Raw genomic sequence first — 19,863 nt, 5'->3', positions numbered from 1 at the left:
TTTCAAGGCTTTCGAACTGACTCGACGAGCAATTCAAAATTGCCGGTGTTCACATTCAGCCGGCCCTCCAGCATCTCATATTCCGCATCATTCACGAGCAAATAATTCGCATGTTCAAGCAGCTGCACCATACTGGTAGTCCATGCACGCTCGTCTATTTTCACCAGTTCTCCTGAAGACGTTTTTTCAAGAATAAGGATATTTGATTGCATGACACATTTCTCCCATCTTAAATGATGAAATAATCCACATTAGCTTACCTAGTATATCATTTTAGGGTACGAATTGTAGACATGAACCTCCATTCCTGCATGAAAAAAACCGCTCCAAAGTAAATGGGTACTACAGTCCATTTCACTTTAGAACGGTTGAATTGATGTTTCGTGAGTAGAAATGTTATCCAGCACTTCGTGTTACTATATCGAATATCTCTATCCTTTCTGACCCGATCCTGGTATCAACAATCAATAACTTGCGTAAGGCTAAGCCCAAGAATCAATGGGACATTATGAAGTAATCGCTATCCTCATTCCCCTACTCCTCTACTCTTCTAATTTCTCCCTTCTTCCTGCAACCCCTCTCCCAATCTTCCAGCCGCCAATCCTCTGCTGCTCATGCCATAGGCGATAGTACGTGCCTTCATGCGCAAGCAATTCTTCATGTGTGCCTTGCTCCGCAACCCGACCCTGCTCCAGCACAACGATGTTATCCGCTCCGCGGATCGTCTTCAGGCGGTGAGCGATGACGAGCACCGTCTTGCGCTGCGTCAGCTTCTTAATCGCGCGCTGCAAATGCATCTCGTTCTCCGGATCCAGCGAGGCCGTCGCTTCATCCAGAATGATGATTGGTGCGTCCTTGAGAATGGCTCTAGCGATCGCAATTCGCTGCTTTTCTCCTCCTGACAGCATTGCCCCGCCTTCTCCAGCAATCGTAGCGTAACCGCGCGGAAGCTTCATAATGAAGTCATGGCAATAAGCCTCCTTAGCTGCCTTCACCACTTCCTCATCCGATGCATCCAGCTTGCCCATTCGAATATTGCCTGCAATCGTTTCATTGAAGAGATATGGCTGCTGCTGCACCGTACTAATTCGGCTTAATAGCTCCTCACTTCTTATCGCACGCACATCTACGCCGCCGATTTTTACAGTTCCCTTCGTCACATCCCAATAACGTGACACCAAGCCCGCTAATGTAGACTTGCCTGCACCGGAAGGCCCAACGATAGCGGTCAGGCTATTTTCAGGGATATGCAAATGAATATCCTGTAACACCTCAGCATCCCCGTGACTGAACGATACATGATCAAATTCAATCCCGTATGTCTGCGGAAGCTGGGGCTGTGCAGGCTCTACCAATGGCTTCTCTTCAAAAATATCCCTTATCCGTTCCCCAGCAGAAGTCATATAGCGAATTTGAATCAGTGAAGCGCCTGCCACACGAAGCGGCTGATAGAACTTCATGCTGACAACCAGAAAAATAAGCAGCACAGAGACATCGATAACCCCGCCTTCCAGCAAGTAGCAGCCCACCATAAGCAGCAGGATAAACCCAAGTTCCAGCACAATGGAGAACAGCATGACAACAGGCGAAGTCATTGCCTCCACTCGTATACTATCATCTCGCAGTCGTGCCATGGCTTGCTCCAATCTCCTAAATCGCTGACCTGTTTGATTGTGAGCCTTCATCAGTCGAATCGTCTGTACATATTCCAATAGACGCGAGTTTACAGCCACTGCTGCTGATTGCCGCTGCTTGCTGCGCTTTGCCATCACTCGCTGCGACCAGAATAATAATGGCAAGGCGAAGGGCACGGATACAAATACAGCGAGCGCTAATCGACAATCGACAAGCAGCAGGAACAGTGCGCTTACGATGGGCAGTGTAATCGCCCCAATGAATTGATTGAACAGATGTGTCAAGATCATTTCTACTTCGTCCACATTTGCCAAGAGCGTGTGACTAATATCCCCTTGATCCTTCCGTGAAAAGTACCCCATCGGGAGCTTGCGCAAATGTTCGCCCAGGCGCAGCCGCACATCCTTCATGATCAATGCACCTGTACGCTGTGCATCGATCTGTCCCATACTCGCAAATATCGCTTGGACGCAAAATAACAGCAGCAGAATCGCCAGCCACCAGCCAATTTCCAAGGCCGTAGGCGTACCGTTGAACAAGGATATCAATACCACGAATAGCAGCCCCATTGGCGCGGCATTTGCGACCATTTCCACGATGGTGAAAAGTGTTGCTCGAGTGAATAAGGCTCCCGAACGACCGGTTATGAAGCGTATTGTGTCAAACATAGGCCCCGTCCTTTCCTTCCAGCGACCAATCGTCTGCTTCGCGATGCGCCATCCACATGCCGGCATACAGCGGATTGTGCGCAAGCAGTTCGTCATGCGTTCCCATGCCGGATAGGTGACCATCCTCCAACACGACGATGCAATCGGCATCTGTTATCGAAGACAGTCGATGTGCAATCACGATGACTGTCCGTTGATGCATCAGTCTGCTTAGCGCGTCCTGAATTTTCGCTTCATTTTCCGCATCTGCGAATGCAAAGGCTTCGTCTAAGATAAGAATCGGAGCATCCTTCAGAATGGCACGTGCGATTGCAATGCGCTGTCGTTCTCCGCCGCTGATGTGCACGCCGCCCTCTCCAATCAACGTATTGTAGCCGTTTGGCAGCGCCATAATGAACTCATGCGCCTGCGCAGCTTGAGCGGCAGATATCAGCTCATCGTCCTGAGCTTCCACTTTTCCCATGCGCAAATTAGCTGCTACTGTATCACTCACGACGGGAACATCCTGGAACACAAACGACATCATATCCATCAATTGCTCTGGTGGGATTGAGCGAATATCAATCCCGCCAATCTGAATCGCTCCACTTGAAACCTCGTAGAAACGCGCGATTAATTGAGCTGCTGTTGACTTGCCCGCTCCTGAAGGCCCAACGAGTGCAGTCACCTTACCATGCTCTGCCGTAAAATGAATGTCGTGTAACACTTGCCGGTTCTCATACGCAAACGTGACATTTTGAAAGGAAATATCGAATCGGGATGGCATGTTCCCCGTGCAGACGGTCATGGAAGATGACAGCTCTTCTTCTGCTAACAGCTGTTGAATACGCCGAACCCCCTCCATGTTGTTCTGCATCATATGGGCCAAGGTAGAAATCTGGCGCAGCGGTGCAGTTAATCCGACACCGAGCAGCAGGAATAATACAAGCACAGGGAAGGTCACATTTCCTTGACCGTACATCCAAGCTCCCAACGGCATAATAAACAGCAATCCCGATTCCAATAGAAGCAGGAACAGCGTATACAGCGGCGTTTTTTTGTGCGCAATCTCCCCCCACAGTGCTGCATAGCTTTCAACAGAGTTGCGATAGCGGGCGAAGGAATGTACGGTTTGATTAAACGATTTAATGACAGGCATTGCATGGATAAACTCAACAATCGCGCCGTTCATTGTTTCCGATAAATGATGCATCTGTTTCATATCCTCTGAGCGTCTTCCACGCAAAAATATAATGCCCTGAACCGCATAGGCTGCTGGAATCGGCAGCAAGGCGGCGATCGCAAGCCTCCAGTCCACGCTGAATAAGTATGCTATCGTTAACAATGGTGCTACAAGGGAAGCCGTCAGATCCGGAAGATGGTGGGCGATGAAAGATTCAATTCGCTCCACATCATCGGCTACGATTTTTTTTACACGTCCAGAGTGCTGTTCACTGAAAAAGCCAAGCGGCAGCCTGCCCAGCTTATCGACCAAGCGCACACGCAAATCATAGAGCACATGAAATGCTGCGGCATGCGCCAGCATCGTCGAAGCCCCCATCAAGATGAAGCGCAGCAATATCGAAATAAAGGCCATAAGAATGAGCCAACGTATGTCGTGCCATTCCACAGTCGAGCGCAGCAAGAGATCCGTGATGCGGAACACAAGCACGTACGGAACCAAAGCAAATACAGCGCCTGACGCGGAGCAGATACAGGAGGCGATTAATTTGACGCGCTGCTTCTGTACCAGCCGCAGCATAAACGGCAATGGTGTCGTTGCCATGATGCAGCATCTCCCTTCCTTATTCCAAACGGTCAATCTAAAACGAACAGCGAATACTGGAACTATGTACCCCGCTATCTTACTGATCCTTTTTCCCCATAGCTTGCATGATCTCTTCGATCCCGTCGATCTTCGCCAATGCCATTGGCCCAGGCAGTGAAGGGTCTGCAAGCTCATACACCCGGTTGTTCTTGACGGCATTCATGCTGCTCCACACCTTGCTGTTCTTCATCGCTTCCCTAACACCGCCTTGAACCGGATTCTGCCAGTTGTTGATGACGAACAAGTGATCCGGGTTCAAGGCAGCAAGGCTTTCGAGCGTTATCTGTCCGTTCGCCTCTGCAGCTTCTACTGGCTTCAAGCCAAGTCCCTTGTAGAAGGGATCAAATCGACCATCATTCCACATGACAAACATCTCTTTGCCGCTATACATCGTAAATAGAACGGACTCATTCTGGCGGAACGCCAGCTTCTCCTTATACTCCGCGCTCTTGCGATCGAATTCCGCGAGCACCTGCTCAGCCTTCTCCTCCTCGCCAATGACTTCCGCAATTTGCTTCAGCGTTTCTCTCCATTCTCCAGCCTGCGGGAAAATAACCGTCGGGGCGATCTGCGACAATCGCTCATACTGCTCCTTCATATCATCTGCCGCGATGATTAAATCCGGCTGAACTGCCAGCAGCTTCTCGAGATTGGCTTCCATCCCCAAGTCCTGAATTCCTTTGCCTGCAATTCGCTTGCTCAAGCTGGGGAAATTCCGCTCAATAATCTCAATCCCTTGACCGGCAATCGGATAGGTGTCCAATACGGCCATATAATCGACAAAGGATATATAAGGCGTTGCGATCTTAAGCGGCTTCGCTTCCACGATCGTCTTGCCGGACAAATGTGTAATCGTTCGCGGGTACGCTGCCGCTGATGCTGCTTTATTGCCCGCAGCTGTCTGCTGTACCACTTCTTTCTCTTTGTCTGCATTTTCTTTGGCATCATTGGCATCATGATTGCCGCATCCTGCAATCAGCAGCAGACATGCACATAACATTACCGTGAATCGTTTCATTGTTTTCATCTTCTCTACTTCCCCTTTGCGAGTTTTAAACTGATCAATGACAATATTGAGAACCATTATCAATAGAATCATGTTACTACCAGCCGTTTCTTCCTGACCACCAGTAGAGGGAGTAGTTTGGCGGTTGTACGGATAAACAAACAATAAAAAAACCGCTCCTAGTGGAGCGGTAAGTATGGAACGATCAGTATGGAGCGGTAGCAAGTCGAGAGCGAATCATTCAAATACGACGAACTTGTTGCTCTTTTCTCTAATAGCTGCTAGAAGTTATCTAGATAAACGACTTATATCGAAGCTGGTACAGCTTGTAAGTCAATGCAGGATTATAGCTGTAAATAAAGACGATACAGCATTCGTGCGGCTTCCCCGCGTGTAACCGCCTCGCGTGCTTTAATCTGTTTATCGGTGGGAACATCGATCAAGCGCTGCTTCACCGCCAAGGACATCGTTGGCTTAGCCCACTTGGATACCGTTTCTTTATCTACAAATCGATTTAAGTACTCCTCCGGATTCGAAGGATAATAATAATGCTTCCTCTCATGCAGGAATCTTGCGCCAATAGCGGTCATTTCTTGGCGTTCTATCGTACGATCAGGCTTAAAGGTGCCGTCAGGATAACCTTCAACGATATGATTTTTTTCGGAAGAAGCGATAAATGGATAATGCCATTGCGGCGGCTCCACGTCCGAGAAGCTTTCCTTTGCCGTTTCATCCATAGCGTTAAACACTTTGACCAGCATCGTCGTGAACTCTGCACGGGTTAGCAGAGAATCGGGCATAAAATTGCCGTTTCCTTTTCCAGAAACGATTCCTTTGGAGCCTAGAAACTGAACCGCTTGCGTCAACTCTGGATCTCTGCCGTTCATATCCGGGAATGATTTTGAATTCTCTTCTACAAGATAGGTTCCAGAACGATTGATTTCCGCTTCCATGCCGTTTTTGGACGGATTATACTTCCCACCGATCGGCTCCCTAGCCTTCCCATTCACATAGAACACACTTGTATTTGTCGCATCGATTTGGCTAGTAGGCAGAATGAGCTGAATATTACTTGGTATGCCCGAAAGCTCCTGCCCTTGCTCATTTTGAAACTGTACACGATATCCGCCGTTACTCTCTTTCGCCAGACGAATAACGATAACCGGCTGCGATTGGAACAGTCGCTCTGCGGTCGCAACATTGAATACGAGTTTCGCATCCCCTGCATGAACGGTAATATAGTCAATATCCTTCCGGCCCACTAAGCCTTCTTTATTAAGCTTGAACACATATTCATTTGGATTGGATAAAGTCACAATTTCCGCATTCACAATCAGTTCTCTCGCAAGTGTAATCTTATTCTCTGATAGCGTCTGCTGTACCAGTGACTTCTCCTTTGACGCATTGCTGGCTAAGCGTGCAATCAGCTCGGATGTTAACACGAACTGGCCGTTAACTGGGGTCAGCTTCTCGCTGCTTGCAGCTGTAATCACAAGCTCTCCTGCTTGTGTCAATCCTTCCACCATAAGCGGATTCTGCTTGTCAATGTCAGGAAGCGAACGGACAGCTGTGAGATACGTATTGGACTGCAGGCTGCCACCCACGACATACAGCAATACATAAGTCGTCTCATTCGGTACACCAGGTCTGCTTATGGTAGCGCGCACAATGGTTTGTCCCGGGTTGATCCCTTTCACAACTGGAACGCCATTCACATTCGCCAAGGTTCCGATGCTGGGATTTTCAATGGAATACGTAATCTGAGTTCCGGGAACCACGTTGGTTGCGATTATCGGCTGTTGTCCGCCAGGCTGCAGCATTGTGATAAATGGATAAAGGCTAACTTCAGGCGACGTACGTTTCTTAGGCTGAACTACTGTCTCGGGACGATTACCAATTGGTTTTTCTTTAATTCCGGGACGCTCGCCAGTTGATTTTTCTACTGTGCCGGAACCCTCACCAATTAGTTTCTCTGCTATGTCAGAGCGAATGCCCGCTGCCGTGCCTTTCGTGAACACAACGAGCTTTGGCAAGGAAGCATAATAATCATCCCACGCCCACAAGGTCTGGTCCTTTTTGAACGCATAATACCATGTAGAATATTTGTCCCGGTGCTTAAGGTATATGGTAGCGATATCCGTAAGCCCGGGGAATACTTTATCGTCGTTGTACACGGACCAAAGCTGATCATTCGTTTGCAAAGAATACATGGTGTCAATAAATTGATCTAGCAACATCATGCGCGACATCAGGCTAAACTCAACCATAGCCCGTGCGCCTGTTGCTTGGTGTATTTGCTTGGGAATCGCTTCAGGCTTATACGCAGGCCAGGACCAGACCGTGCCATCTTGCTTGAATGCAAAGTTTTCATAACTGCTTATCTGTATATTAACGATATTGACAAGTCCTTTAATCTGCTCGGGCCCTTTGTTTTCAGAGATATAATCCGGAAGGTACGAACTTGTACTCCACCTCCATACCGAACCGTCTTTCTTAACCGCGTATACCAAACCGTGCGCAGAATTTATGGATACGACATCATCAAGCAGCTTGGATTGAATCGGAATCGACGTGGCATCGCCTATTTCGCTTCCCCAACTCCACACCGAACCGTCTGATTTTAATACGAACAAGGTCTTGAATTTATAGCTGTCGAAAAAATCGGCGACGATTGAAGTTACGTTATCCAAATCTTTGATGGGCGACGGAGTATTCATAGGGCTATGTATAATAGTGGCGTCGGCTTCGCCAGTTTTGGAGTCCCAATACCATACGGTTCCGTCCTTTTTTAACGCAACGTAGTTAATAATATCTCTACCGTCTATCTCACGCGATTTGTACCTAAATTGCTTCACATCCTGCAAGCCCGGAATGTGGTACATTTCACCTACATAGAAATCTAAAGTTTCTAAATAATCTTTGTTCAAGACCCAAGTCCAAATGCTACCGTCCTTTTTGTCCAGTAACACATTCTCGTCAAGAATGTCGTAATCCTCGCCGATACGTGTATATTGCTGTTCGCTAACGACACCTCCATTATTCCCTTTGGCTTGAACCGAACCTGAATGAGCTGTAAGGACTAACATAAGGCATAGCAACACTGACATTAATCGTTTCATTGTCGAATTCAATTTCGTTTCCCCTCTTTTTCTATATTCCCTTACTTTCACTTTCATTTCATTTCATATTATCGGTTAAAAGCTACTTCGATTTCACTTTCGGCTACATTGTTCATATAAATACGAGAACTTACAAATACAAAAGTGCTGGCAAATTGCGCCAGCACTTCATCGTACAATCCTATCGAAGTAACATAACTTCTAAAGCGTAATCAGCATATGGATATCTTTCGGCTCTTTTTGGAAGAGCTCAGGATCTACTTCATCCGTCAACTGGCTGCCATTGCTCTTGTAAAAGGATACCGCCGAGCGAGTTTCCGTTGAAGAAACATAGAGGTGCTTTGCGCCCCTTCTTCTCGCTTCTTCCGCCAGCTCATTCATAATGCGCGATCCGATCCCTTGTCTGCGATGAGTCCGAGATACATACATGAGATCAACCTGAAGCTGGTCGAGCTGCTCCCCGCGCCATTGATGAGCCAATACGCCGAAGCCTACTAAGGTGTCTCCATCGAAAGCACCGACGGCCATTCCGCCGTTCTGCAGTTCGTATACATATCGTGCTTCCATCTCCTGCAGCTGCTCAATGTCCCAATTCGGACATTCGTGGTTCGCATGGATTTCCGTCATCTTGCCATCATGCATCTCATAAATCAGCTCAATATGCTCCGAGCGATCGATTTCCTTCAATTTGTCCACTTGAGCTTCCGTCATTACTTGATAGTTTATCATTGTACTTCCTCCTATTTTTGCGTGAATGTGTCATTCCAAATCGCTTTTCATCAGCTGGTATAACCAACTGCGACTTATCATGCGGCATTCAGGCAAAATGCAGGACGGGCAGCCATTAGAATCCTGATTCTACAATTATGGATTACCCTTTCACCTCCCTCTTAGATGCTAATCTATTATTGCAATGACGCATTAATGCAATTGTTCTACTACTTGGATGCAGATTGGCCGCAAAAGGTTTCCGCAAAACATCATCCATTATTATACATCCATTCATACGCTAACGATAGTGTCATAATTCGAAACATGCCGATGTTATGAGTTAAATATGAAGATAACAAAAAAGCATGCTCGAAAAGCCTATTAGGGAAGCTTTATTGAACATGCTCCAATATTGATTTTACATTTACGAATCTTGCATAATGTGATAACTGCACACATTTCCACCTTCAGCCATGCATGCTGTACGCTCTACTTGGACTTGGAGCAAGGAACGAAATAATTGCAGCTCGCAGCGGCAGGCATGGCCGTACCTGCACGCCACTTTGGCAATCGGACAGTTCTTCTCTTCGAAGGAAAAGGAGCCATCTGCATTCGGATGCACGTTTGCCATGTAGCCTTGTTCATTTTGCACTCGAACGAGCGCCTCCAACCGATCCTCTAGCGTTTCTCCAGTAACTGTATCTTCATATCGTCGTTTCAGCTTAGTGCTTCTCTGTTCGAAGAACAAAGCCACACCCGTTTCCCCGTACAGCGCCTCAAGCTCATCGAACAGTTCAGTCGCTAGTTCATCATATTGACGTGGATACAGCTCTAATGCAGAATCAGTCAGTTGATAATAATGCGTCGGTCTGCCAACCTGATGGCGCTGCACCTTCGTTACGATGTGCCCCTCTTCTTGCAGTTCCGTTATATATCGCCGAATTGCAACGCCTGTCACATCCATCCGATCAATCAGATCCTGAACTGTGACTGTACCGAGCTTTTTCAGCCAGAACAATACTTTTTCTCTGGAGGTGCTGTCTTGGCCGGAAAGATTTACTACACTCCTCTTTTGGCTCATACTCATGCGCATGCTCCTTTCCCTAATCATTCAATGCTCCAAGCGCCGTATTTTCCCTTCGCTGAGATGCAGCCCACACCTTGCAGAAGCAGCGTCCTGCTTCCGCAAAGTTTACGCACATCGTATTGTTGTTAACGTACGGCTTCATTGTAGCGGCGGTTCACTTCTTCCCAATCCACTACATTCCACCAGGAGGACACGAAGTCCGGTCTCCGATTCTGGTATTGCAAATAGTAAGCATGCTCCCACACATCCACCACCAGAATAGGCGTTTTATTCTCCATTAGCGGTGTGTCCTGATTCGGTGTACTCATCACCTCAAGCTTATCTCCGTTCGCGACGAGCCAGCCCCAGCCAGATCCGAAGCGGCTAATAGCCGCCTTCGTCAGATCTTCCTTCATCTGTTCGAAGCTGCCGAAGTGCTTCTCAATGCCCTTCGCGATGTCTCCATATGGATTGCCCCCGCCTGTCGGACTCATAATCGACCAATATAAGCTGTGCCCGTAATGTCCCCCGCCTTGGTTGCGAACCGCAGCACGTATTTCTTCCGGTACATCGTTCAAGTTGCTGATCAATTCTTCAACCGAAGCATTTGCAAATTGCCTCTGACCTTCCAACGCCTTATTTAAATTAGCCACATAAGTGGCATGATGCTTCCCATGGTGGATTTCCATCGTTCTTGCATCCAGATGAGGCTCCAGCTCATCGTATGCATACGGAAGTTCTGGCAAAGTAAATACGCTCATGTAATCATCTCCTTTTGGTTCGTATATCCGGATATACCTCTGATTATATATTTACCCAAAACTTTTGTATATAGTAAATTATTTTTCCTTAGGGAAACATTTGAGGAGAGATACATGGTTCACGTATTTCAATAAAAAAAAGACGCACCCTTCGAACGCTTCGAATGGATTGTCCTCACTCAACTTACCTATTTTGTTGACATGCAATAGCTTCGTACAATATAACAGGCTGGAAACTGGCTGTTCTTTCTTCGTCCCATTGCTGTAGAAAGCATATCTACTACAGTTGATCTGCGGTCATGCTTGGTTGAATAAGATTTTTTCGAATCATATTAGCCGATACTGGCTGCTTCCCGACTTCTCTTGCCCAGACCGATAGCTGACCGATATGGTGAATGTGATGGGCTATGATATGCCGCATCACTTCTCCCCAAGCATACACAAGTACAGTGCCGTCTGAACGATGATCATAAAAAAGACGCGTCTCCATGCTGTCATTCCATGAGCGAACAAATTCTTCTACTTCAGGCCGAAACTGTTCATCTAGTTGAATGATTTTCTCAAGCGTACTTTACTTATCGAATCCTTCATCAAAGTCCTGCTTTCCTTGCAGTACACGTATCCAGCTCCACTCCACGTCAACCACATGGAACAGCGTGGGCAAGATTCCGCCGACACCACCTATTCGCGGACGAACCAGTTCCTCGTAGGGGATATCTTTACACCATTTGATACCATTGTTCTCGAACCGTCCAGTTATAACGGAAAAAGGTCTGCAGGGCGATCCCTCCCATATTCAATGTTAACTCATTTGGAACACTAGACATTTACGATCTGTCCAGTTTCATTGTCATTCGAATCATTTCCATATTGCATTTCATACTCCTTCTACTATTCGAAGCTGCTCCGTTCTATACGCCCCTAATTCTCCCTTGACTCCGAAGAATTTACTGGCTCCGAATCCACATTCGATACAAAGGCATACCTGCTTTCTTTCACATCTGCAAACAATCGAAGTGCAGCATTGTGGTGCGCAATGATCTGATCTGCGGTCAGCCCGCTGCTCGGCCATGTACGATGGGCGTCGCTCAATAGCGTAATCTTGTATCCATGGCTGTACGCACAGCGGCATGTCGTATCCACGCATACATCGGTCTGCATGCCTGCAATGATTAATTCACGAATGCCTCTATCATCCAGTTCCTGCTTCAATGTTGTCCCATAGAAGGAATCTGGCTTCCTCTTTTGAATCACAATATCGTGAGCTTCCGGTTTAATGGCATGATGGATGTCCCATCCTGGTTGACCAGGCTCCAGTGGTGCGCCTTCGTTTTCATTATGCTGTACATAAATAACAGGAACTCCTGCAGCACGCGCTTCCGCAAGCACACGACGGAGTATCTCTATTAGCCCCTCACCATCATGTACCGGATCAGATTCGTCGAACATTGCCATTTGAACATCAATGATAAGTAACGCTTTGTCTTTACTCACCTTTTTTCCTCCTTGGCTATTTCTAATCCGATGCATTAATCCGCGCTAACCACTATCTCGGTTTCTTGTATGTTTCTCGCGATTATTTCCTAGGTAATGAACAAAGATTACGATTCACATATTTTTTATAGTAACCCCTGAACATTTGATAAATTGGATTCATGGCATCAATGTCACTTTTGAAATTCTCAACTACTTCATACAATTGGTGTTTCTCCAATTCACTGCTATATTCCGATTCTTCAAATTCATTCAACAAATCATAAAAATACTCACATGGTTCCTTTACGCTTCCTGTCCCATCCGAATACTCCCCTGATTTGCATAAGAAAGAAGCCCATGATAATTCGTTTCTTGCATATCTGAGATATAAACATGCAATGTACTGATCATATAGCTTAGGATCAACTTCCATAAACGGTTCGGAGTAAATGTAATGATTCACAATACTAATTGCACTAGCCTGGTACTTTGTTACTGCTAATTGAATAACCCAATATGGCGGCTTCGTATAGACGTCAATGATTTCATCACAAAACAGATAAAAATGCTTATACCCGATTAATCTACTTTCCAACATCACACTTAATTTATATGCAAATGGTTTATCCAAAACGAGATCTCTTAAGGTAACTTTCTCATTCGGCACAGCGTATCCCCTTATTATTATGATACTTTCATCTTTACCAAGGATAACCTAATTGATCGCGCTTGATCCAATCTTGCATGTATCTTCATTACTGCATTTCAAGAACAAGACGACGCTTCTACTGCTTCCAATCTTCCTTAACCCTTCACATATAGATACATTTTCCCGTTTTGAGGCTTCCAATCTCCTTTGCCCTTGTAATCCCTTCGTATGAGCTCTTTATGCATAACCTTCATCAATGCTCCATGACATACGATCAGCACATTCGATTGATTTTCTTCCTCAATCCAATCAATTACTTTGCTAACCCTAGTTAATGTTTGCTGCTTCGTCTCCTCTTGTGATGGATGAGAGCATAGCCACGCCAATCGTGACAAAATCATCCATACAATGTGCGGCAGCATGACATTCGATTGCAACACAGAACGCATTCCAATCTCTCGAAGACGGTGAGTTGTGATAATTCTGCCTTTATAAATATGCTCGGCGGTTGTCACTGCTCTTGATAAATCACTAGACACGCATAGATCCCACGCCGTGTTGTCATGAAGAGGATCGCCAAGAACAACCTTTGCTTGATCATACTGCTCAACCCAATGATTGAAATCCGCGGAGCTCATCCACTTCTTCTCCGGTTTGCACTGAACGGGAAAATGTCTCACTAGCCCAATCTTCATTCCCTACTCCATCTCCTCATTCAACAACACCATATGGATGTGGTCTTCCCATTTCCCATTAATTTTAAGATATTTCTTGGCTAATCCCTCGAATTGAAATCCCTGCTTCTCCACTACTCTAAGTGAAGCCTTGTTATGCGGCATGATGTTGGCTTCGATACGATGGAGCTCCAAATCACGAAATGCGATTTCAATCATCACGGTCAACGCCTCAGATATGTACCCTCTTCCTTGCAAATCCTTATCCAGCTTATAACCTAGATGGCAGGATTGAAATGCCCCTCTAATGATATTACTAAGTGCAATAGAACCAATAATTCGCTCCGTATCGTCTAGTTCATATATCCATAATTTGAACAAGTACCCTCTCTCATATTGAATGCGTTCTTCTCGCAGTACTTTTGTTTGCCACTCCATTGTATAGAAGGCTGGCTCTCTCTTAATCTCCCACGCTGACAGAAATTCTCGATTTCGCACCATGTAGTCTACCACCTGCTCGGCATGGACTTCATCAATTTGCTTCATGACTAAGCTCTCGGTTTGAAAAATGGTTGACATCTCACGCCTCCATTTCCATCTTGATTTGTACTTTCTCTGCTGCTTGATATGAAGTATGTTGAGTTATGAAAAAAAGAAAACCTTCACGAGTAGAGACAATGGCTTCTGTTCCCATTCATGAAGGCTGCATCGTTTTTCGAAACGAATTATGATATGTATAATTGAGAGGAAAATAGTTCTCTATATGCGATGGGATTTCGTAGTTTCGTATTCGTGTTCATGATCGGATCAAATGTAGACGTCTAAGAACTCTTTTTATCGGATATGACGATAAAGAATGTTGCCAAAGGCCCAATCAGCAAGGAAATCAAAAACCAATTCAACCCGCTTCTATTTTTCGTTTGTGCCAATCCTGCATTAATCAGGGCTAACGTCCCCCATCCAAGTGTATATCCGCCATACATATTGCTCACTGCTCTCAACTTCTCGTATCGTATTTTACATGAATGAGCATGCTGAGCACCATATGCAGTCATAGCTGCTGCTGTCCTATCACATCATAATACGGTCGGAGAATAGCTAACTCACATTACCATTAAGTATAACGTAAATTCATAATATTGGAAACGACTGTCCAAGACCCTCCCTTTCTCAAACTAACGAGTAATAAGCAGCAACCATGAATATGAGTGAAGCAGCTTATAATAAAGCAGCCTTTCACAGTTCGACGTGTTCAACGTCCTCCTGTAAGAGCTGCCTGGTCTCCGCTTTATTTCACTATCACTCCGTACATAAGCATATCTACGGTTCTTCGCAGGGCTTCCTCTAATGACAACTGATTTCCTTCCCTTGTCCTACGATCCATCAATTGATATAGCGCGCCTATGTATATGTCAATGAATAACTCCATATCAAATGGGCGAATGACTTGCGCTTGGATGCCCTCTTCTATCAATAATCGAATATTGTCCCAGCCTTCTTGGACATAGGCATCTACAAGCTTCCATTGTTCAGGATACAGCTTCTTCAACTCGTCCAATGTACGGATGTCCGTAAACGCAAACGCGCTCGGAAGCATCGTCAGGGCTTGCTCAAGCTTTTGTACAATCGATAAGGATTCATCTCGCATCATGCGCGCTTCAGAATCTCTCATCTCTTGAATCGATCGCTCAATTAAGCACGTAATGAGTTGTTCCTTGGATTCAAAATGCTGATACAATGTCTTCGTGCTAATTCCAAGCCTGCTTGCTACATCGCGGATGGCAAACTTCAAGCCTCGAATTTTAATCTCTTCAATCGCAGCTCCTGCGATACGATCATGCATAACAATTGCACTCCCTTTTCATTACTTTCGCCAAAAAGAATAGTGGATAGAAGAGAAGAAACAGGTTCGGTGTCCACCACATCATATCGAAATCTTGCCGAATTGACCAGAATGCGATGGCTTGTAACCCCGAACAGGAAGTAAGCAGCAACGATGTGAAGCACAGCGCTGACCAAGCTGGCTTCTTCTTGTGATAATAGTAAATACTTAAAATCCCCGTCACCGATATGAACAAGTCCAACGGAATGAAAGACATATTCCATGCTACGAGCAGTTCATTGCTGTAATCTTGATAGAGATACTCCTTCGGAATCCATCCCATGAACGTAATCGTCCAATAGACAATAAACCCAATATCCGTGAACAGCATAAGACCTTTCAATGTTTTCCCCATTCTACTCTCTCCTTGAAAATGATGTAAAGAAATCGGCGTGGAAAACATTTAAAACATTATGTTTTCCGTGATTTCCATCATATCCTTCTCCGCATCATGAATCAAGAGGAAACGAAAAAAAAGATATCCGAAGGGAGAATGAACTACACCTAGCTCTTACACTCATAAGCCGAAAGTGGGGTTCGGATAGGAATGCGCATAAAAAAACATGCCCTCACTTCAGGGCATGTTTGTCTATTATTATTGCAACTTGCGATTGTGAATCACGCCGAACATCCCCGTCATCCCATCATGGTTATGGAAGCCGTATTGCTCGTAGAAATTTTCTTTACCTTTCGAAGCAAATAATCCAACGAACGATTTATCTGGTGCCGCTTCTTCCAGATAGGCTTTGATCGTCTCCATAATCAGTTTACCGACTCCATTACCCTGATGCTCAGGAGCTACAGCGATATCCTGGATATAAAAATAAATCTGTCCGTCCCCTACAACTCTTCCCATCCCCACAATCTCTTCTTGATCACGCACAACGACGCCAAACAGAGAATTGCGAAGCGATTCCTCGACCACATCAAAGTTCATATACTCTTTCCATCCGACTGCACTGCATATTTTTTCATACTCAAGTACAGTAGGTATTCTTAGCTCGATTGTATAATTGCTGCTCATGTATGACTCTCCAATCATTAGATCTCCCTGCAAGTAGAAGATTTACTTCACGATCATATACGTGATCGCTGCCAGCTACAAATTCTGAGGGGGAGTCTCTTTTTTATGAATCTCATCTGCCCGCGGTGATTTATTTCATCCTCAAACACATGGAACCATTTGAAATAGTTGTTCGCAGGTTTGCCATGCCAGAAAGGAGCCGCTTCATGCAGCCACTCATCATTTCTGCTCTTGAATCCATCGAGTGTACGCTGTCTAACTTCGTCCAACAACGTTAAATAGAAGTTCAGATCATGCCCATGAATCATCTGCTGGCCTTTCTCCCCTAACTCTAATGCGGCTCCCCACGTTAACAGTTCCTGCTCGGTTAATTCACGATTCTCGAATGTAAATGCTTGATACGCATATTCAACAGCAGCCATATGGTATAGCAACGCTCCAATGGAATTGCTGTGTGGATCCATCACGTAATCCAATTGTGCCTGACTTAATCCCTCTACCGTCTTCATTGTTGTGTAGCGCGCATAATTCATCATCGAGATGAGCCTGCTCATTTCCGGAGTAAAGCCTGCCTTATCGGTGATCAGATACAAATCTTCCATATCCATTGTCTTCTTCCCCCTTTTATTGGTATACAGCCCGCTCCGCAGGATACTAATTCAACCTTTGTTTCCGTAAGGATATTTACAAATAACCACTGCGAGTATCGAATATTGCAGAATCCAATTGACTCCACGGAGTAAAGGTTGTAGTCAACTGATACCGCTGTCCGGATTCTGCAGAACGATAAGCCCCGAACATAATCTCGTGGACATGCAACTGCTGCTTCGCTGATTGAATAGGCTGTTCTCCTGTGCCAAGGCAATGAGCAAAGTAACCGATTACACTTTCACTTTGATGCATTGCGAATTCGTCTCGTGGGAGATAGCAATTCTCAAGTCCTCGCCAGCATACTTGTTCCGCCCCCGCAATTACTTGATCAGGCGAATGAATCACAAGCGGATAACCGCTGTCATTCAATGCTATCGTCCCCTTGCGGCCGTAAATGATCGTGTTGTTCTGCTTAAATGCCATCCCCCATAAGGAGCGAATAACCGCATGCTGTCCTCCGGCAAATTGCAGGATCAGCGTCACATTGTCATCTACATCGCTGGACACCTTCTTGCCATCACCAACGATTCGATTTGGTATCAGTGTATTCACTTCTGCCATAACACTGACGGCAGGGCCTAATAGGCCGATTAGGCGGCTAAGTGGATATACCAAACAATCCAGAACCGCTCCGCCATGCGCGACAGATTTATCATAATACCAGTTGTCTCTCCAAGGCCCCGGCAGAGACAACTGCGCCTCCGCACCGGTAATCTTCCCAATATATCGTTCATTCACATAATCGGCAGCCGTCAGATACACGGGATGCAAATCATACGGCAAGTTCATTAATATCACTTGTTTCTCTACAGCTAGAGCAACCATACGCCGACATTCTTCCAGCGAGGTTGCCATTGGCTTCTCATTGAGCACATGAAGCCCTCTTTCAAGTGCAGCGAGCACGGGTTCCGCATGTATCGAATGAGGGGTTGTGACGACGACGCCATCCAACTGCTCCTTGTCCATCATTTCACGATAATCATCATACCAGCTAGGAACTCCATATTCTTCTGCTTTTCTCTCTGCATTGTACAGATGTCTGGAATAAGTAGCGACAAATTGCACGCCTTCCAGCCCTTCTGCTTGTTCAAAATAGCGGTTGCTCACATGCCCGCTGCCAATCATGCCTAGCTTAATCGTTCTCATGTGATATCTCCTCAAATGATATCATTTCACCAAATCCATGACATGAATTCCTCGTATTCTTCCAAACCGCACACAAAATTGTCCAAGCATTCTCTCTTAGTTCAGCATATCTTACTACTATCAAACAAAAGGAGTTGATAGGTTTGGCACGTATTCTCGATAAAGCTGCGGCTCAGCCACGCAGTAGATTCAACCCAGCAAACGCGGTTACGATCCGCAAATCAAGAACTCGACTCGCTACAATCTCGATACGAATTCCAACGAACTCTCAACCGAATCGCGTAGACTTGGTAGCAACCGTAGGGGTTAAAGGTGTGACTGGAATTGCGCAAATCCTGTTTCGCATTTTCCGCGATGGTAGAGAAATTTTCAATACGCAGCAAGGAATCGAATCCGCCGGTTCTGAACAAAATTACGTAGTTACCTTCCAGGCCGAAGATAGAAATGTAAGAACGGGCACACATGTTTATACGGTCACAGCAGAAAACCGTACTGCAAATACAAGAGCCGATATCGTTGGACCGATATCGTTTAGTGGTTTAGCTGTTAAAACAAGAAACTAATAGATATTTTTCTATATCTTCAATAGGATCGTTATATTCCTAAGGTTGTATTTGGATCTTATTTCTAATATAAGCATACCGCATCATGATAAACACTAGCAATTGCATTATTCCAGCGCTCAACCCTATTCTATCAATCTTATAAGAAGTCACAAGCCAGCATATCGAATAGGATAAATTGAATAGTGACGACGGCCTTGTATTACTTTTCATAAAAAACGGCAATCTGCTCTCATGAAACAGGGAGACAGATTGCCGCTTCAGCTCTATGTTAGCATGTCGAAGTGCCACCCATAGGGATATGCAACATAACTTGATGCGAATGGCCGAACAGGCGGAACGAAGGATCCCGATACGCTCTCAACTCAATTCGTAATGCTGTTCAACGGCCCTTTCATATCCGCACATTTAGCTCGGGAGGGATTCGTATTTATGATGATAGCGGATACTCCAGCTGCATATCTCTCGGATCGCTCTCATACAGCTTTTCATTTACTTCCTCTGCTTCCTTACATCCTAATGCAAAATAGAATGCGATTGTGTCCTCTGCAGAGCCGGCGCAAATATAAATTTTATCTGCTCCCCATTCTCTCGCTGTTTCGGCACAAGTCTGGAATAATACTTTGCCGATCCCCTTATTGCGATACTCTAAAGAAATAAATAAAGAGTCTAGCAGTACATACTTGTATGCTTGCCCAAACATCTCTCGATTGATCGTTCCGAACCCGACCAATTTCCCCGTATCCTCAAATGCGCCAACCGCACAGCCATCCTGATTGATGGTTTGTTTCAATTTCGAGAGGTAATGCTCATAGCCATCAGGCCAATCATTCTCTTGATAATTGATTTCGATTAGTTGACGTACACCATCAACTTCCCGCCATGCCCTTTTGATGTACTGAGACGGATTAATTTCTTGGATTCGTTCACACTCATCCATCGTTAAACTGCGATATATGTAAGACATGTTCCATTCTCCACTCAATCGTGATTTATTTAGATCGGCTACACTTAGTTGGACAGAA

General features: G+C 45.5%; 20 protein-coding genes and 1 pseudogene. 1 reads left to right on the top strand and 20 read right to left on the bottom strand.

Translation table 11 applies throughout. The features are described from left to right. Nucleotides 1-2 precede the first annotated feature (2 nt). From BBG47_RS18400 to BBG47_RS18315, 19 genes and pseudogenes are all read right to left on the bottom strand, one after another. Nucleotides 3-212 (bottom strand): hypothetical protein, encoded by a 210-nt coding sequence (locus tag BBG47_RS18400; protein ID WP_028532274.1) that lies wholly within the window; start codon nt 210-212, stop codon nt 3-5. 330 nt (nt 213-542) lie between these two features. After that, entirely contained in the window at nt 543-2,303 is a 1,761-nt protein-coding gene (locus BBG47_RS18395; protein ID WP_065292910.1) for an ABC transporter ATP-binding protein, read from the bottom strand. Next, complete coding sequence (locus tag BBG47_RS18390; protein WP_065292909.1) at nt 2,296-4,068, bottom strand: ABC transporter ATP-binding protein; 1,773 nt, start codon at nt 4,066-4,068, stop codon at nt 2,296-2,298. The genes BBG47_RS18395 and BBG47_RS18390 overlap by 8 nt, the downstream gene beginning before the upstream one ends. Before the next feature lie 79 nt (nt 4,069-4,147). Next, nucleotides 4,148-5,137, bottom strand: a complete 990-nt coding sequence (locus tag BBG47_RS18385) for an ABC transporter substrate-binding protein (RefSeq protein WP_065292936.1) — start codon at nt 5,135-5,137, stop codon at nt 4,148-4,150. A gap of 323 nt (nt 5,138-5,460) precedes the next feature. Then, complete coding sequence (locus tag BBG47_RS18380) at nt 5,461-8,247, bottom strand: S-layer homology domain-containing protein (protein ID WP_254659858.1); 2,787 nt, start codon at nt 8,245-8,247, stop codon at nt 5,461-5,463. A 189-nt stretch (nt 8,248-8,436) separates the two neighbouring features. After that, on the bottom strand, nt 8,437-8,964 hold the full coding sequence (locus BBG47_RS18375; RefSeq protein WP_065292908.1) for a GNAT family N-acetyltransferase: 528 nt from the start codon (nt 8,962-8,964) through the stop codon (nt 8,437-8,439). A gap of 406 nt (nt 8,965-9,370) precedes the next feature. Continuing rightward, the gene (locus BBG47_RS18370; RefSeq protein ID WP_175400575.1) at nt 9,371-10,033 is read right to left on the bottom strand and encodes a helix-turn-helix transcriptional regulator; all 663 of its coding nucleotides are present in this window, start codon (nt 10,031-10,033) and stop codon (nt 9,371-9,373) included. Between the two features lie 125 nt (nt 10,034-10,158). Beyond that, nucleotides 10,159-10,773 carry a superoxide dismutase gene (locus BBG47_RS18365; protein WP_065292907.1) on the bottom strand — a complete coding sequence of 205 codons (615 nt, stop codon included), beginning with the start codon at nt 10,771-10,773 and terminating at the stop codon, nt 10,159-10,161. A gap of 280 nt (nt 10,774-11,053) precedes the next feature. Continuing rightward, nucleotides 11,054-11,552 (bottom strand): annotated as a pseudogene (locus BBG47_RS18360) (DinB family protein). 142 nt (nt 11,553-11,694) lie between these two features. Next, entirely contained in the window at nt 11,695-12,267 is a 573-nt protein-coding gene (locus BBG47_RS18355) for a cysteine hydrolase family protein (RefSeq protein ID WP_065292906.1), read from the bottom strand. An 82-nt stretch (nt 12,268-12,349) separates the two neighbouring features. After that, nucleotides 12,350-12,916, bottom strand: a complete 567-nt coding sequence (locus tag BBG47_RS18350) for a hypothetical protein (protein WP_254659857.1) — start codon at nt 12,914-12,916, stop codon at nt 12,350-12,352. A gap of 137 nt (nt 12,917-13,053) precedes the next feature. Further along, a complete protein-coding gene (locus BBG47_RS18345) occupies nt 13,054-13,593 on the bottom strand; it encodes a histidine phosphatase family protein (RefSeq protein WP_065292905.1) in 540 nt (179 codons plus the stop codon). A gap of 3 nt (nt 13,594-13,596) precedes the next feature. Beyond that, entirely contained in the window at nt 13,597-14,151 is a 555-nt protein-coding gene (locus tag BBG47_RS18340) for a GNAT family N-acetyltransferase (protein WP_065292904.1), read from the bottom strand. Between the two features lie 242 nt (nt 14,152-14,393). Further along, the gene (locus BBG47_RS30005) at nt 14,394-14,564 is read right to left on the bottom strand and encodes a hypothetical protein (protein WP_175400573.1); all 171 of its coding nucleotides are present in this window, start codon (nt 14,562-14,564) and stop codon (nt 14,394-14,396) included. A 296-nt stretch (nt 14,565-14,860) separates the two neighbouring features. Next, nucleotides 14,861-15,415 carry a TetR/AcrR family transcriptional regulator gene (locus tag BBG47_RS18335; protein ID WP_065292903.1) on the bottom strand — a complete coding sequence of 185 codons (555 nt, stop codon included), beginning with the start codon at nt 15,413-15,415 and terminating at the stop codon, nt 14,861-14,863. Further along, nucleotides 15,408-15,809, bottom strand: coding sequence for a DUF5360 family protein (locus BBG47_RS18330; RefSeq protein ID WP_065292902.1), 402 nt, complete (start codon nt 15,807-15,809; stop codon nt 15,408-15,410). Before BBG47_RS18330 ends, BBG47_RS18335 begins: the two co-directional genes overlap by 8 nt. A 240-nt stretch (nt 15,810-16,049) precedes the next feature. Beyond that, nucleotides 16,050-16,478: a GNAT family N-acetyltransferase gene (locus BBG47_RS18325; protein WP_065292901.1), complete on the bottom strand. Its 429-nt coding sequence runs from the start codon at nt 16,476-16,478 to the stop codon at nt 16,050-16,052. A 53-nt stretch (nt 16,479-16,531) separates the two neighbouring features. Beyond that, a complete protein-coding gene (locus BBG47_RS18320; protein WP_483310737.1) occupies nt 16,532-17,071 on the bottom strand; it encodes a DinB family protein in 540 nt (179 codons plus the stop codon). A 91-nt stretch (nt 17,072-17,162) separates the two neighbouring features. Then, a complete protein-coding gene (locus tag BBG47_RS18315) occupies nt 17,163-18,275 on the bottom strand; it encodes a Gfo/Idh/MocA family protein (protein ID WP_065292900.1) in 1,113 nt (370 codons plus the stop codon). A 143-nt stretch (nt 18,276-18,418) separates the two neighbouring features. Between BBG47_RS18315 and BBG47_RS18310 the strand changes: the two genes are divergently transcribed. Then, nucleotides 18,419-18,838: an exosporium protein C gene (locus BBG47_RS18310; protein ID WP_065292899.1), complete on the top strand. Its 420-nt coding sequence runs from the start codon at nt 18,419-18,421 to the stop codon at nt 18,836-18,838. A gap of 430 nt (nt 18,839-19,268) precedes the next feature. Here the strand turns inward: BBG47_RS18310 and BBG47_RS18305 are convergent. Continuing rightward, nucleotides 19,269-19,863 (bottom strand): GNAT family N-acetyltransferase (locus BBG47_RS18305; RefSeq protein ID WP_217492510.1); only part of this gene is annotated, 595 nt, incomplete at its 5' end.

Source organism: Paenibacillus sp. KS1 (assembly GCF_001680695.1).
GTDB classification, from domain to species: Bacteria; Bacillota; Bacilli; order Paenibacillales; family Paenibacillaceae; genus Paenibacillus_B; species Paenibacillus_B suaedae.
Note: the sequence above shows the minus strand (reverse complement) of the source record. Positions and strands in the feature narration are given on the sequence as shown.